12 protein-coding genes are annotated in these 14,431 nt (G+C 33.2%); 5 read left to right on the forward strand and 7 right to left on the reverse strand.

What is annotated here, in order from left to right; all coding sequences use genetic code 11:
* Positions 1–48: 48 nt before the first annotated feature.
* Positions 49–882: an AraC family transcriptional regulator gene (locus tag BSF41_RS10530; RefSeq protein WP_095929454.1), complete on the reverse strand. Its 834-nt coding sequence runs from the start codon at positions 880–882 to the stop codon at positions 49–51.
* Between the two features lie 103 nt (positions 883–985).
* Between BSF41_RS10530 and BSF41_RS10535 the strand changes: the two genes are divergently transcribed.
* From BSF41_RS10535 to BSF41_RS10550, 4 genes are all read left to right on the forward strand, one after another.
* Positions 986–2,152 (forward strand): MFS transporter, encoded by a 1,167-nt coding sequence (locus tag BSF41_RS10535; RefSeq protein WP_095929455.1) that lies wholly within the window; start codon positions 986–988, stop codon positions 2,150–2,152.
* Between the two features lie 627 nt (positions 2,153–2,779).
* Positions 2,780–6,025 carry a TonB-dependent receptor gene (locus BSF41_RS10540; protein ID WP_095929456.1) on the forward strand — a complete coding sequence of 1,082 codons (3,246 nt, stop codon included), beginning with the start codon at positions 2,780–2,782 and terminating at the stop codon, positions 6,023–6,025.
* 17 nt (positions 6,026–6,042) lie between these two features.
* Positions 6,043–7,845 carry a RagB/SusD family nutrient uptake outer membrane protein gene (locus tag BSF41_RS10545; protein ID WP_095929457.1) on the forward strand — a complete coding sequence of 601 codons (1,803 nt, stop codon included), beginning with the start codon at positions 6,043–6,045 and terminating at the stop codon, positions 7,843–7,845.
* A gap of 37 nt (positions 7,846–7,882) precedes the next feature.
* Positions 7,883–9,454: a DUF4957 domain-containing protein gene (locus BSF41_RS10550; protein ID WP_095929458.1), complete on the forward strand. Its 1,572-nt coding sequence runs from the start codon at positions 7,883–7,885 to the stop codon at positions 9,452–9,454.
* A gap of 171 nt (positions 9,455–9,625) precedes the next feature.
* Here BSF41_RS10550 and BSF41_RS10555 read toward each other — a convergent pair whose 3' ends face one another.
* The 4 genes from BSF41_RS10555 to BSF41_RS10570 all read right to left on the reverse strand — a co-directional run bounded on the left by BSF41_RS10555 (position 9,626) and on the right by BSF41_RS10570 (position 11,977).
* Positions 9,626–10,198 (reverse strand): pentapeptide repeat-containing protein, encoded by a 573-nt coding sequence (locus BSF41_RS10555; protein ID WP_095929459.1) that lies wholly within the window; start codon positions 10,196–10,198, stop codon positions 9,626–9,628.
* 25 nt (positions 10,199–10,223) lie between these two features.
* Positions 10,224–10,424, reverse strand: a complete 201-nt coding sequence (locus tag BSF41_RS10560; protein WP_095929569.1) for a hypothetical protein — start codon at positions 10,422–10,424, stop codon at positions 10,224–10,226.
* Positions 10,425–10,494: 70 nt separating this feature from the next.
* Entirely contained in the window at positions 10,495–11,412 is a 918-nt protein-coding gene (locus BSF41_RS10565) for an AraC family transcriptional regulator (RefSeq protein ID WP_253251801.1), read from the reverse strand.
* Between the two features lies 1 nt (position 11,413).
* Complete coding sequence (locus BSF41_RS10570; RefSeq protein WP_095929461.1) at positions 11,414–11,977, reverse strand: DUF6642 family protein; 564 nt, start codon at positions 11,975–11,977, stop codon at positions 11,414–11,416.
* Between the two features lie 172 nt (positions 11,978–12,149).
* Between BSF41_RS10570 and BSF41_RS10575 the strand changes: the two genes are divergently transcribed.
* A complete protein-coding gene (locus BSF41_RS10575) occupies positions 12,150–12,758 on the forward strand; it encodes a 5'-methylthioadenosine/S-adenosylhomocysteine nucleosidase (RefSeq protein WP_095929462.1) in 609 nt (202 codons plus the stop codon).
* A gap of 178 nt (positions 12,759–12,936) precedes the next feature.
* Here BSF41_RS10575 and BSF41_RS10580 read toward each other — a convergent pair whose 3' ends face one another.
* Both BSF41_RS10580 and BSF41_RS10585 read right to left on the reverse strand, forming a co-directional pair.
* Positions 12,937–13,413, reverse strand: coding sequence for a hypothetical protein (locus tag BSF41_RS10580; protein ID WP_095929463.1), 477 nt, complete (start codon positions 13,411–13,413; stop codon positions 12,937–12,939).
* Positions 13,410–14,252, reverse strand: coding sequence for a Sir2 family NAD-dependent protein deacetylase (locus BSF41_RS10585; protein WP_095929464.1), 843 nt, complete (start codon positions 14,250–14,252; stop codon positions 13,410–13,412). Before BSF41_RS10585 ends, BSF41_RS10580 begins: the two co-directional genes overlap by 4 nt.
* Between the last annotated feature and the right edge of the window lie 179 nt (positions 14,253–14,431).

A 14,431-nucleotide genomic window follows, 5' to 3' on the forward strand; every position in this document is an offset into this window, starting at 1 on the left:
AATTTAGTTAAAAATGTGTGCAGAAATTACTTTTTAAGATTTCAATAACTACAGTTTCTTAAAATCGGTTGGTTTCATGTTTTTTCGCTTTTTGAAATAATTCGTCAAATGACTTTCATCTGTAAAACCAAATTCGTAGGCAATCTGTTTAATTGGCAATTGATTGTTATGAAATCTTTTTTCGATTAAAGTCGTTCTTAAATTATGAATGTATTCGCGATAACTGATGCTGAAAGTTCTTTTGAAATAAGCACTAAAATAGGTTTGAGCAATATTAAAATGATCTGCAATCACTTTTACCTGAACCAGTTTGGGCTGATAAATATTCTGATGAATGTAATTCGCAATTTGTTCGCTATCCAAATGAGTCGATTTCATCTGTAAATTCATGCCTCGAATTGTTTCTTTAATTAAACCAAAAAGAGAAAGAATCTGATAGAAAACAATGGGAGATGAGGTGACATCTATATAATGTCCGTAGGTTACAATGTTTTCAACCGTGTTTTTTAAAATCGTTTTGCAAGGTTCGTCAAACTTCAAAACCGTTTCTTTTAGGATCTTATCACGCATGAAGCTTTCGGGAGTATTTACTAAAAATTCATCGCAAGTAAGATTCTGTTTGGAGTTGAAATAATTATCAGTGAATTTGATAAAAATGAATCTTGTACTTTTCTTTATATCAAAATAATGTTCGTCGTCTGGCGAAATAACAAATAGATCTCCAGCTTTATAAGGAAGCAGATTGTTATTGAGGTGATGAATTCCGCTTCCTTTCTTTATATAGATGATTTCATAATACGTATGCGTATGCGGAGGGAGATGAAACTTCTCTTCTTCAAATTCATCAAGAACAAGCGTTTTAAACTGATTTAATTTAGGCATAACTTAAATATACAATTTTATGTCACAAATTTACAATTTTTTTTAAGGCTAACGGTGTTAATTTTGCCTCGTAGAAATCTATTCCTTTCTACAATAAATCAAAATGAAAAAAAGTCTTATTGCGCTCTCTTTAGGAGGGTTAACTATTGGTATTACAGAATTTGTAATGATGGGATTGCTCCCAGATATTGCTTCAGATATGAAAGTTTCAATCCCAGTTGCCGGATATTTAATTTCATCTTATGCACTTGGAGTTGTTATTGGAGCGCCTTTGTTAGTAATCGCAGGAAGAAATTATGCACCTAAAAAAATGCTTTTAATTTTAGCTTTAATGTTGGCCGTTTTTAACGCATTGTCAATTATTGCTCCCGATTATAATATTTTATTTGCATCTAGATTTTTATCTGGATTGCCGCATGGAGCATTCTTTGGAGTGGGAGCGGTAGTCGCAAGCCGTTTGGCAGATAAAGGAAAAGAAGCGCAGGCAATCTCTATAATGTTTGCTGGTTTAACTATTGCCAACTTAATAGGTGTGCCAATTGGAACTTATATAGGTCATCATTTTATTTGGCGTTATACTTTCGTATTAATTGCTATTGTTGGATTATTGACTTTCTTGGCCATTTATCTATGGATGCCAAATCTTGAAAAAGGAGAAAGTGTAAATATGAAAACACAACTTCAGTTCTTTAAGAAGACAGAAGCTTGGTTGATTATCGGAATTACCGCAATTGGTTTTGGTGGGCTTTTTGCCTGGATCAGTTATATTGCTCCTTTATTAATTAATGTGTCTAAATTTTCACCAGAAGATGTTTCTTCTATCTTGATTTTAGCAGGACTAGGAATGGTAGTGGGGAATTTTGTTGGAGGTAAATTGGCAGATCGTTTTTCGCCAGCGCCAACGACATTAGCTTTATTATTAGTAATGTCTTTAGATTTAATTCTAGTTTACTTTTTCTCATTCAATCAATATGTATCGCTGTTTCTTACTTTTTTGACCGGAGCTATTTCATTCTCGGTTATTGCGCCAATTCAAATGCTTATGATTCGTACAGCAAAAGGAGCAGAAATGATTGCTTCGGCATCACTTCAAGGGAGTTTTAATATTGGTAATGCTTTAGGTGCTTTCCTTGGCGGATTACCTTTGGCTGCGGGTTTCAGTTATTCGTCTCCAAACCTTATTGGAGTTGTGATGTCGGTAATCGGAATGATTATTACATTCATATTGATGAGGTTACATCAAAAACAAGTTCAGATGCAGCCTGCATAAACTTTAATATATTATCTTTTTAAGCCCTTAACGTTTGTTTAAGGGCTTTTTTTGTGCTTTTAAAGAAGTAAACTTATAGTCAAAATTACTTTTTCCTTCAACTTGCCGACTTCATTTATAGGTAAAATCATTGTAAATTTTAAAATATAAATAAAATCTCTCTAATTTTTTTAGCTTGATTTTAACTTTTTAAGTGTAAAATTAACACCTAATAATTTCGTAATAGTTATTCATGTAATCGATTGTTTTTTTTATAAAAATCGAATCAAATGCGCGAATAATAAAAATATATTTAATATTTTATATCGAGATAAATTATATATGTCATAGAAAAAACCAATATATTTTTTAATATCTAATTTTTTTTATGAAATTTTTGGGAAATATTATTTTTCGTTTAAAAAAAATATCTATGTTTGTGTAATCGATTACAACTTTGTTTTTAATCTTCGAAATCGATTAAGTTATAGGATGGAAAACAGAGCAGGAATAAAGCTTTGGGGGAGGAGTAAATAAATTACTGTTAAATAAAAACCACAAATATTAACTATAAAATGAATTGAAAGTAACCACAAAAAACCACTTAAACCAAAAAGAAAAAACTTTTAATAACTTAAACAATCAACCATGAACTTTAAAGAACTATTAAACAAAGGAGCAAATTTTTGCTTTAAACTTGTTTTCTTACTGTGCTTATTGATCGGTAGTCAAGTACACGCGCAGGGCACAACGATAGAGGGAACCGTGAAGGATGCTGCGGGACTTTCTCTTCCTGGGGTAAACGTCTTAGAAAAAGGAACTAAGAACGGAACTTCTACCGATTTTGACGGGCATTACAAAATAAAACTAACCAATCCGAAAGCAGTATTAAGTTTTTCTTTTATAGGATTCAAAAACATTGACATTTCTGCCGAGGGAAAAACGAAGGTTAACGCAACGATGTCTGAAGATTCTAACAACTTAAATGAAGTTGTTGTAATTGGATATGGAACTGCTAAGAAATCTGATTTAACTGGTGCAGTTTCTACTATTTCAGGTGCTGATTTGAAAAAAGTGCCGGTAGCCAATGTTGCTGAAGCTTTAACGGGTAGAATTGCCGGTGTGCAGGTAACTGCCGCAGAGGGTTCTCCAGATGCTGATATTAAAATTAGAGTTCGTGGAGGAGGTTCACTTACTCAAGACGCTTCGCCTTTAATTATTGTGGATGGATTTCCAATCAATAATATGAATGATATTTCTTCATCTGATATTGAAACAATGACGGTTTTAAAAGATGCAGCTTCAACTGCAATCTACGGATCACGTGGTGCAAATGGGGTAATTCTTATTACAACAAAAAGCGGAAAAGATGGAAAAATGGCCGTAAACTTTAATATGTTTTACGGTATGAAAAAGATGGCGAATAAAATTGATGTTTTATCTCCAGAGGATTATACGAAATGGCAATATGAATATGCTTTGCTTTCGCAAAGTGGAACTAAAGTAGCTTCTAATCCAGATAGCTATACAAAGTATTTTGGAAATTGGCAAGATCACGATCTGTACCAAGGTCTTAAAGGTGATGATTGGCAAGAGCAAATTTTTGGGCGCACAGGAGAAGTTCAAAGCCGTGATCTAGGAATTAGAGGCGGAACGGATAAACTTAATTATAATTTTAATTATGCTCATTACGATGAAAAGGCGATTATGATTGGTTCAAACTACAAAAGAAATAACTTAGCATTAGCTTTAAAAAGTAAAATAAGTAATAAGATAGATGTTGGTTTTACTGTGCGTTATTCAGATACTGAAATTGATGGTGGTGGTGTAAATGAACAAAATGAGAAATCTTCATCAGATTCACGTATGCGTACTATTGTGGGTTATGCGCCACTTCCGGTTGCGGGGTTAACTTCAGAAGATGTTAATGGGGATGGGACAGATATGTTAATAAATCCTTTTACTTCTATTTCGGATAATAATCGTCAGCAGTTTCGTAAAAACTTTAATATGTTAGGAAGTTTTGGATGGGAGATTGTAGATAATTTAAAATTGAAAGTAGATTTAGGTCTAGATAATTTTAATAATCAGGATTATCGCTTTTATGGTCTTACTACTTATTATGTGGCTAATTCACCGCTGGCGACTTTACAGAATATGCCTGCAATGATTATGTCAGATAGTAAAGAGAGACGTTTCAGAAATGCTAATACGTTAAATTATGATTTCAAAAAAATAATGGGAGAAGATCATCATTTGACGGCTCTTGTTGGAGAAGAAAGCATTAATTATACAACAAATACGCTTACATCGACAATACATGGATATCCTACTTTTTTTGATTTTGAAAAAGCAAAAACATTAACAACACAAGGAACTCCACAATCAGTAGATAATTATTACAGCCCTGATGATAGATTATTATCTTTCTTCGGACGTGCAAATTACGATTACAAAAATCGTTATATTTTCACAGCGACATTTCGTGCAGATGGTTCTAGTAAATTCCAAGAGCAAAACCGTTGGGGATATTTTCCAGCATTTGCTGCAGGATGGAAACTTTCTGAAGAGAATTTCTTGAAAAATAAAAGCTGGTTAAGCCTTTTAAAATTAAGAGCAAGTTATGGTGAGGCAGGAAACAATAATATTCCTGTTGGACAGCAAGTACAAATTTTCCAATCTACAGCAACTACATGGATTAACGGGGTTACTAGTGTTTGGGCACCTTCTAAAACAATGCCTAACCCAGATTTGAAATGGGAAACAACAGTGACTCAGAACTTTGGTTTAGATTTCGCGTTTTTCAAAAATCGCTTAAGTGGTAATTTTGATGTTTATAAAAATGTTACAAGTGACTTATTAATCAATTTTCCAGTTTCAGGAGTTGGATATGATTTCCAATATCGTAACATGGGAGAAACACAAAACACAGGTTTTGAAGCTACTATAAATGTTGTTGCGATTGAAAAAGCAAAATACGGATTGAATTTTTCATTCAATATGGGAATAAACAAAAATCGTATTAACTCGTTAGGGGTTATGAGTGATTTTGGACAAGCAACAGGATGGGCTTCTTCACAAATTGGAGATGATTATTTAGTGGCAGTGGGTTCTTCTTTAGGTAGTATGTATGGTTATAGAAATGATGGTAGATATGAAGTTTCAGACTTTGATTTTGTTGGAGGAAAATATGTTTTGAAAAGCGGAGTGGTTAATACTTCTACTTCTCTAGTAGGAGACGGAAGCAGTCTTAAGCCTGGAGATATGAAATTAAAAGACATTAATGGAGATGGTAAAGTAGATGTAAACGATAAAACCGTTATTGGTAATGTTAATCCTAAAAGCACAGGAGGTTTTGTAATTAATGGAAATGCTTATGGTTTCGATTTAATGGCAGCTTTTAACTGGAGTATTGGTAATGAGGTATACAATGCCGATAAAATTGAATTTTCTACAGCTACAGCTTCAGGAAGATATAAAAACTTAAATTCTACTATGGCTGATGGTCAAAGATGGACAAATTTAGATCCAGCAACAGGACAATTAGTAACAGATAATCCTGAAGCATTAGCAGCTCTTAATGCTAATACAACGATGTGGTCTCCTTATATGAGATCGGCTATTTTTACTGATTGGGCAGTTGAAGATGCATCTTTTTTAAGATTGAATACTTTGACATTAGGGTATACTACACCCGAAATGTTTACATCTAAACTAGGAATTTCAAAATTGAGATTTTATTTAACGGCTAGCAATGTTTTTGTTTGGACTGACTTTAGTGGTTCTGACCCTGAAGTTTCAACAAAAAGAAAAAATCCACTTACACCAGGGGTAGATTCAAGTCCTTATCCAAGAAGCAGACAGATGATTTTTGGAATGAATCTTAATTTCTAATTTTAAACGATCACAAAATGAAACATAAAATAATAATAGCGGGATTGATTATTGCGGCTTTATTTAGTTCTTGCCAGCAATTTGAAGATGACTATTTAGAAACAGATGCAAAGTCAACATTAGAACCATCTTTGATATTTTCTGAAGTAGCACTTGCAAAAGGAGCTATTGATGGAATAAAAGTGCCATTTGCAGAAACCAATTCTTATAGAGGAAGATTTTTACCATATTATGGATTAAATACAGATGTAGAATGGTACAATACTTCGCAAACAGCAGGAGATAAAGCAGATTTGTGTGTGTATGATGCGAAGCCAACTAATACGGAGATGAATACTACCAACAATGCTTATTCAATGATGTATTCAGGTATTGAGCGTGCGAATATCTGTATTAAAGGTCTACGTCAATATGGGAATCCTACACCAGGCTCAGAAATGGGACAACTACTAGGAGAAGCTTTAACATTAAGAGCAATCTATTATGCCGATTTGCTTAAGTCTTGGGGTGATGTTCCAGCTCGTTTTGAGCCTATCACTACTGCGACATTATATTTGCCTAAAGCGAGTAGAGATGTTATTTACAAACAATTAATTGCAGATTTAGGTGAGGCATCAACATTAGTGGCATGGCCTAACGAAACTTCTTATACAAGTACGGTAGAACATGTAAATAAAGCTTTTGTAAAAGCATTTAGAGCACGTTTGGCCTTGGCGGCAAGTGGTTATCAGCAATATCCTGATGGAGTAAGAAGAAGTAGCGATCCAGAACTTTCAGTTGCCAACATGTATGCATTGGCATTAAAAGAATCTCGTGAGGTAATTCAAAGTGGTTCTGCTCGTTTAGAATCTACTTTTGAAGGATTATGGAGAAAATATAATGAAGAAAATACTGCTGCAGGAGGAGAATCTCTTTGGGAACTTCCTTTCTCTGATGGGCGTGGTAGAATGTTATTCACTTTTGCAGTAAAACACACTGCAGCAGCTGACCAATTTCAAGCTAATGGAGCTAACCGTGGAGGTGTAGCAGGACCATTGCCATTTGTTTTCTATGACTATGATCAAGCAGATACACGTAGAAATGTTACTTGTGTACCTTACAAATATGGTGCGGCAGTAAATGGTATTGCAAAACAAGAATTGGGTACTCTAGATACATGGTATTTTGGTAAATACCGTTACGAATGGATGAAACGTTATGTAACTTCTACAAATGATGACGGGGTTAATAAAATGTACATGCGTTATGCTGAGGTACTTTTAATTGCTGCTGAAACAGCAAACGAATTAGAAGGCCCAAGTGCAGCAATGCCTTATTTGAAAGAAATTCGCAGAAGATCATTTTCTACAGCAGATCAACCGACTAAAGTTGAAACTTATGTAAATGGCTTAACGAGCAAAGAAGCAATGTTTAATGCTCTTGTTGAAGAAAATAAATATGAGTTTACAGGAGAGATGGAACGTAAACAAGCGCTTATCCGTTGGAACTTGCTTAAAGCAAACTTAGATAAAGCAAAACAAAAAATGGCAGAACTATCTACTCGTACAGGACAATATGCAGATGTGCCCGCTACTTTGTACTATAAATATCAGTCAGATAATGTAAGTTTAGATATCTATGGACTTAATCGTGGAGAAACTACAAATCCAGGAGCATTGTATTCTTCTACTGCTTGGACATGGACAGGAACTGCTGCAGATGCTAAGATAGCATCATTGTATAAAGCAGGAGTGAACCCTGATGAGAGACAATTCTGGCCAATATGGCAAGTATTTCTTGATGCAAGTAATGGTCAGTTAAAAAATGATTACGGTTATTAAAATCTTTCAAAAAACTAATAATAAATTATAAGTTATTATGATGAAAACAATAAATATATTTAAAGGATTAATAACCGTATTATTTCTTTCAGTTGCAGTTTCTAGCTGTGAAAGTTATAATGAAGCGTTATTAGACGGTATAGGAAATACAAGAGAATTTTCTCCCATCGGACTTAAAGCTACTATCAGAAACTCAACCACGGTTGAGTTAGATTGGACGGTTAAAGCAGATGAAAATGCAGATCATTATGTAGTTGAATTTAGTGCCGATGATCCGAGCTTCGCTACAATTTATAAAACGATAAATGTTGCTCCTACAGAACTTCCTGTAAAAGTAGCATTAGAAGGAGAAACGGTTTATTCTATTAGAGTAAAAGCAGTTACTTCTGGCTTAGCAGATTCTAAATGGTCGGTTATAACAGCTACAACATTATCAGAGCAGATCATGTTCCCTGTTCAAGATGCAGATATTCAAGCAACTCAAGTTACATTGAGATGGACTCCAAATAGCGCTGTAACACAAATTACTGCTATGCCTGGAAATATTGCGCACACCATTACAGCAGCTGAAAAAACAGCTGGGGTAGCTACAATCACAGGCTTAACACCAGAAACTGCTTATACTGCAATTTTATTAAACGGAACAAAGAAAAGGGGTAATGCAACTTTTACTACGGGAATAGATATTGGAACAGGAATATTAGTTAAAGAGGGAGATAATTTCCTTCAGAAAATTATTGATGCGCCTTCTGGATCTGTTTTAGTTTTCATGCCAGGAGATTATACAGCTCAAACGGGAACAATTGCAATAAATAAAACAATAACGTTAAGAGGTTTAAGACCAGAGAACAAACCAAAACTAAAAGTTAATTTCACTTTGGCTAATAATCCGGCTAATTCAAGTGAAGTGGTTAACCTTTCTTTAATCGATTTAGACTTAAATGGAACTGGTACAACTGGAGGAGCAATAACAATTGGTACAGCAGCTACTACAGGTTTAGGAGATGTTTTAATAAGCGGATGTTATGTTCATGATTATCCTTCTCAATTAATCTACGGAAATGCCTCAGCAAGATTGAAATCATTCTCTGTGGATAATAGTATTATTGAAAATGTAAACGTTAATGCTGGTGCTGATTTTATTGACTTCAGAACTACTTATGTGGCAAGTGTTTCTTTAACAAAAAGTACATTTGACACTTGTTCATCACGTGATTTCATCCGTTTAGATGCTGCTGCAGGATTAACAGGAACAGGATTAACTAGTAATGTGCTAATCGATGGATGTACAATCTATGCACCTACATTACCGGCAGCAAGTAGAATTCTGTATATACGTTTTGTTTCTAATTTATCAACAGTACGTAATACATTATTAGCAGTTGGATCTGCAGTTTACACCAATTCTACAGCAACGGCTGTTCCAGGATTTGCAAATAATAATAATTTCAATTCGCCTAATTTACAGATAACAACAGGTAACAATAGACCAGATGCTTCTGCAACTGTATTAGATCCTCAATTTACGAATGCAGTAAATGGCGATTTTACAGTTAAAAATCAAACATTAATTGATAGAAAAGTGGGAGATCCACGTTGGATAAAATAAAAATCGTGGTTGATTAAATAGAGAAAGCGGGATACAATTTAGTTTGTAGTCCCGCTTTTTTAGTTTTCAGTCTCAGTTTTCAGTCACGGTTTTCAATCTCAGTTTTCAATCTCAGTTTTCAGTCACGGTTTTCAGTTACTGAAAACTGTGACTGCGACTGAAAACTAAAAATCATTCTATGGATAAATCAAATTTTTGAAGCAAACCCGCAAGTGCCGTATGGGAAACCTTTGTTCCTTTAATTTTATTTTCGGATGGATCAAAAGCATAATTTTTGGAAGTTCTGAAATCGGTTTTCTCCAAAATGCTTTCCACAAAAGTGGCCCCCGAAAGATCACAGTTTTTAAAAACAGCCAAAGATAAATCGGTATTAGAAAAATCAGTTTCTTTTAAAAGGCAATCTGTAAAATTGGTTTTCTTCAGTTTTTTATAAATGAAAGTAGAATAGTCTAAAACACAATCTTGAAAATTCATCGAAAATAAAAAACTATTGCAAGCGCTAAAATCCAACCCCATTAATTTACAGCCTATAAAATTGATGTTTTTTAATCCCGTATTTCTCAAAGTAGCCAAAGAAAGATTGCAGTTTTTAAAAGTGCAATCTAGAAAGTCGTTATGACTTAAGTCACTTTTAGAAAAGTTGCAATTAATGAATTCGCAGTTTACAAATTCGACATGGGCTAAACTCTGATCCGAATAATCAATCGTTTCAAAAGTTCGGTTTTGGTATAATTTTGATTCCATATAAATTTAAAAGGCTTGTAAAGTTTTATTCTAATTCGATACAATCGAAAATACTATTGTTTTGAAGTAATGCGGTTACATTCAGCTCGCTGTCAACTCTCAGAATGTTGTCGCAATCTTCAAGGTCAAAATTCCACAAAGAATTAGGCAATAATTCATTTAGGAGTACAGAGGCCGATTCAAATTTGGATGGGCTGTCAACAGAAGTTTTAAAAACATAAATCATAATTTGCATTTTTGAGGAAGCAAATTTCTGAAAAACACCCGCATATTTGTTAGGATTCTATAATCAATAATTAGGACTTATCAATCATTTTTCGATACCGAATAGGAGAGATTCCTTCTGCTTTTTTAAAAAATCGACTAAAGTAAGATTGATCTTCAAAGCCTACTTGCGTTGCAATTTCACCTACAGAAAGTGTGGTTTGAAACAATAAATATTTGGCCTCTAGCAATATGTTTTCGTCAATCCATTTTACAGCAGATTTTCCTGTTACATTTTTGACACATTTGTTTAAATGATTGGGAGTAACATTTAGCATCGAGGAATAGTAATTGACCTGATGTTGGGTTTTAATATGGTCATGAATCAATTCTTTAAATTTCCCCGTAATTGCTTCTGCCGCCGAAATACTTTTAGAAGTCTTCACCGCATTTTTATTCATTTCATAAAACAAAGTAATCAGATACGACTGAACAATATTTAAATCTGTAACCGTTTTTTCAGAATATTCCTTTTTCAATCGTTCCAAAATATTGGTAATTGGGGCAATATCTTCGGGAGCAAGTTTAATTTTGGGATCTCCTGAAATTTTTAGAAAATCAAAATCATTGAGCAGTTCACGGCTGCCATATTTTCGAATCAATATATCGGGATGAAATTGGCAGATATAACCTTTATGAATGTTGTTGACATTATCAAGCGAAAAAATCTGACCAGCAGGAACCATAATCATTTCATTATCGGTCGTGGCATATTCCTGATAACCCAATTTCATAACATGCTGACCTGAAGAAATAAAAATCAAAGTATGGCAAGAATGTTTCGAAGGCGGAACAGGATGCTGCATCTGCATCATTTCTTCGATTTCCAAACAGAAAAAATGATCAGAATTCGATTTAAAAAGTAAATGAATAGGATTGTCTTCTCCTAAAAACTTTTCTCGAAATCCTTTTGGATTATAGGTTTTTATTTTCTCCGCCTGCTTTTTCATTCTAATAATATAATCTAAAATCAAGCAGTTTGCAGAGATTGTAATGTTTAGCATATAGATCTTCAACCACTTCAATTATATTGTCGTTTTCCTGATACAAGCTAAAAAAAGCTTTGTCAATCGTGCTACAACTGGCAATTTTATTGTAGGTAGAACCGTAGCCAGAAATGGCTCTTGCTCCAGTTATGTCTAAGAAATATTGCGCTTCTTCTTCGTTTAAATCTAAAACCTTAAGATTGGCAAAATGAATAATTTTACCTTTCATTTTTCCTTCAAACAATTCGGCAATTTCTTCAATGCTGTAATAATAATCGTGAAGGCAGATATTATTTTCCTGCCCAGGCATGGCTAAATAAATGATTTCATAATCTTTGAAATTATGATCTTCGTAAAGCAGAATATTCAGACTTTCTTCTAAACCTTCGATCGTATCGCAAGTTTTATGAATGCTCGAAATGCCTTGGTCTATGGCCAATTCTTCCAAACATTTTACCACATTGGTTTGGGTATGATCGTCTATATCTTTAACGCCTTCAAGGCAGAAAATAAATTTTTCACTATCCATGCAGTTATTCTTTCTGGTTTTAAACTTTTTTTACTGGTTCTCGCAAATGTATTTTTTATATCATAAAATCCAATAGCGAAAACAGACTTTAACGTCTTTTTTGGATTTTAAATTTAGGTTAGAGCATCGTAAATTTTTAAACGTATTTTTGTAAACCGAAAATAAATTACACATGATACAAATTAATCAAACGGCATCATTTGCGGTTGAAGAGATATTATTCTGTTTTGCGCTCGAATCTGAAGCGGCAGAAGTTTTTAAAGATCACAATGTCTTAATTACCGGAATCGGAAAAGTAAATGCAGCTTATGAATTGACAAAAGCCATTCAAAAGAAAAAGCCCTCTGTAATTATTAATCTGGGTTCAGCGGGAAGTAGCTGTTTTCAAAAAGGAGATGTAATTTGCTGCACCAAATTTGTACAAAGAGATATGGACGTTCGCGGTTTGGGTTTTGCTTTATACGAAACGCCACTTTCTGGTTTGCCGCCACTTTTAGAATATGGTTTGTTGATGGATAATCTTCAAGAAGGAATCTGCGGAACTGGAGATAACTTTGAAATGGGCCATTGTTCAGACTCGTATAATGTGGTCGATATGGAAGGTTACGCTTTAGCCATGATTGCTATGAAAGAAAATATTCCGTTTTTAAGCTTAAAATATATTTCTGATGGAGCCGATGATAATGCTGCAGAAGATTGGACGATTCAGGTTCATAAAGCAGCAATTGCTTACGGTAAAATTTTGGGATTGATTGAAGAAAATAAAGAAGCCATTTCTTAGTTGAAATGGCTTATTACCTTGTTAATAAATCTGTTTTCTACTCTCTTTAGTCTTCACTGATGCGCTATGCAAAATGTCTCTAACTTGTACAGTTTTTTATAAAGGACACTTTTTATAAAGGCTCAAAATTTAATTTAATTTTGAATTAAGATAGTTTCATCTAACTATATTTTTTGATTTACTTATTAAGTTCATAATAATTGTTTTCTCCATTACATTTTAAATTTATTGCTTTAGGAAAACCATTATCAAGATTAATGATATTCTTTTCCTTGCAATCTTTGTTGTCGAAATATAGTTTACATTTCTTCAATATAGTGGGGAGTTCATTAATATGGCTTAAATAATAATATCCAAAAAATTGCTTTTTATCAGTATATATAAAAATATGATTTTCAGCACTTGGACTATTTTTTAAATTAAAAATAAATGATGAAATAACAATATAATATTTTCCTTGATTAGTCTTTACTTCTCCTAAGTATCTACCTTGAAATCTTTCAGAATCATTTATTTTTTTATAAGATAATATTTTCTGATTTTTACTTATGAGCTTTAAATTAAAAAGATTTCTCTCTTTTTTGTATTCAAAATAATTTTGTGAAAAAATATTGTTTGTAAGGAAGATGAATGTTAGTATGATAATTGCTCTCATATTGGAGTTTTAACTATAGTATGCATATGTTTAATTATTTCTTTAATCAATTTTAAAGCTTCAGTAGATGTTTTTCGAATGATGATTTTATTCTTTTTATCTTTTATCAAAGCCGTAAACTGATTGTCTTCTATATTAATATCGACAATAGTTCCGCCATATTTTAAAGTGGTCTCTGCAATTGCAACAGGTAGATTCGTTGCGCCAGAAGTTCCTAGAATAAAAAGTATTCCAGAATTTTTGGCAATTTTCAAAGAACTGAACTTTTTATTTGTCTGTTCATCATAATATTCGTCAAACCACAGAATATTTGGTCTCATCCAACTTCCGCAACTTTTGCATTTTAAAAGCTCTATTTCTCTTTCGGTTAAATCTTCATCAATCTCTTTTCCTTTTATTTCCTCAGGTAAATTTATAATTTCTCTGCAACCGTTTGAACACTTTATTTGTCTGTTATTTCCATGAATTTCGAAAATTCTTTCTGTTCCGCTTAACCGGTGTAAGTTGTCTATGTTTTGAGTAATTAGATGAAATCTGTCTTTTAAAATGTTTTCAATTTCGACCAATTCGTAATGGCTTGCATTTGGCTTTGCATTTTCGAACATTTTTTTTCTAAACAATGAATATTGCCAAACTTCTTCAGGGTTTTCTTTGAAGTATTTAAAAGTTCCAAACTCTTCAGGTTTATGAAATTTTGTTCCCTTGATCCAAATACCATCAACACCTCTATAAGTCGGAATTCCACTTTCAGAAGAAATTCCAGCGCCCGTTAAAAAGGTAAAAAGGTTTCTTTTATTTTTAGTTGAAACTTGTTTTATTATGTTTTCTAATTGTTCCATGTTAAATGAAAAAAGGATAAATCTTTTGGGATTAAATATAGACTAAAAATTATTATCTAGAAATTCTGAGTCTTTATGAATTGCTCCAGCGGAGCAAAATATTTATAGCATAATTTAAATCCTCAGATTCAAAAAGCTCCTGCGGAGCGACATATAAATTCTTATTGGTAATACATCGT

Origin of the sequence: Flavobacterium sp. ACN2 (genome assembly GCF_002303885.1) — a bacterium.
Classification (GTDB): domain Bacteria; phylum Bacteroidota; class Bacteroidia; order Flavobacteriales; family Flavobacteriaceae; genus Flavobacterium.

Coding starts and splice junctions, on each gene's coding strand:
- BSF41_RS10530 (WP_095929454.1), bottom strand. CDS start 882: ATGCCTAAATTAAATCAGTTTAAAACGCTTGTTCTTGATGAATTTGAA.
- BSF41_RS10535 (WP_095929455.1), top strand. CDS start 986: ATGAAAAAAAGTCTTATTGCGCTCTCTTTAGGAGGGTTAACTATTGGT.
- BSF41_RS10540 (WP_095929456.1), top strand. CDS start 2,780: ATGAACTTTAAAGAACTATTAAACAAAGGAGCAAATTTTTGCTTTAAA.
- BSF41_RS10545 (WP_095929457.1), top strand. CDS start 6,043: ATGAAACATAAAATAATAATAGCGGGATTGATTATTGCGGCTTTATTT.
- BSF41_RS10550 (WP_095929458.1), top strand. CDS start 7,883: ATGATGAAAACAATAAATATATTTAAAGGATTAATAACCGTATTATTT.
- BSF41_RS10555 (WP_095929459.1), bottom strand. CDS start 10,198: ATGGAATCAAAATTATACCAAAACCGAACTTTTGAAACGATTGATTAT.
- BSF41_RS10560 (WP_095929569.1), bottom strand. CDS start 10,424: ATGATTTATGTTTTTAAAACTTCTGTTGACAGCCCATCCAAATTTGAA.
- BSF41_RS10565 (WP_253251801.1), bottom strand. CDS start 11,412: ATGAAAAAGCAGGCGGAGAAAATAAAAACCTATAATCCAAAAGGATTT.
- BSF41_RS10570 (WP_095929461.1), bottom strand. CDS start 11,977: ATGGATAGTGAAAAATTTATTTTCTGCCTTGAAGGCGTTAAAGATATA.
- BSF41_RS10575 (WP_095929462.1), top strand. CDS start 12,150: ATGATACAAATTAATCAAACGGCATCATTTGCGGTTGAAGAGATATTA.
- BSF41_RS10580 (WP_095929463.1), bottom strand. CDS start 13,413: ATGAGAGCAATTATCATACTAACATTCATCTTCCTTACAAACAATATT.
- BSF41_RS10585 (WP_095929464.1), bottom strand. CDS start 14,252: ATGGAACAATTAGAAAACATAATAAAACAAGTTTCAACTAAAAATAAA.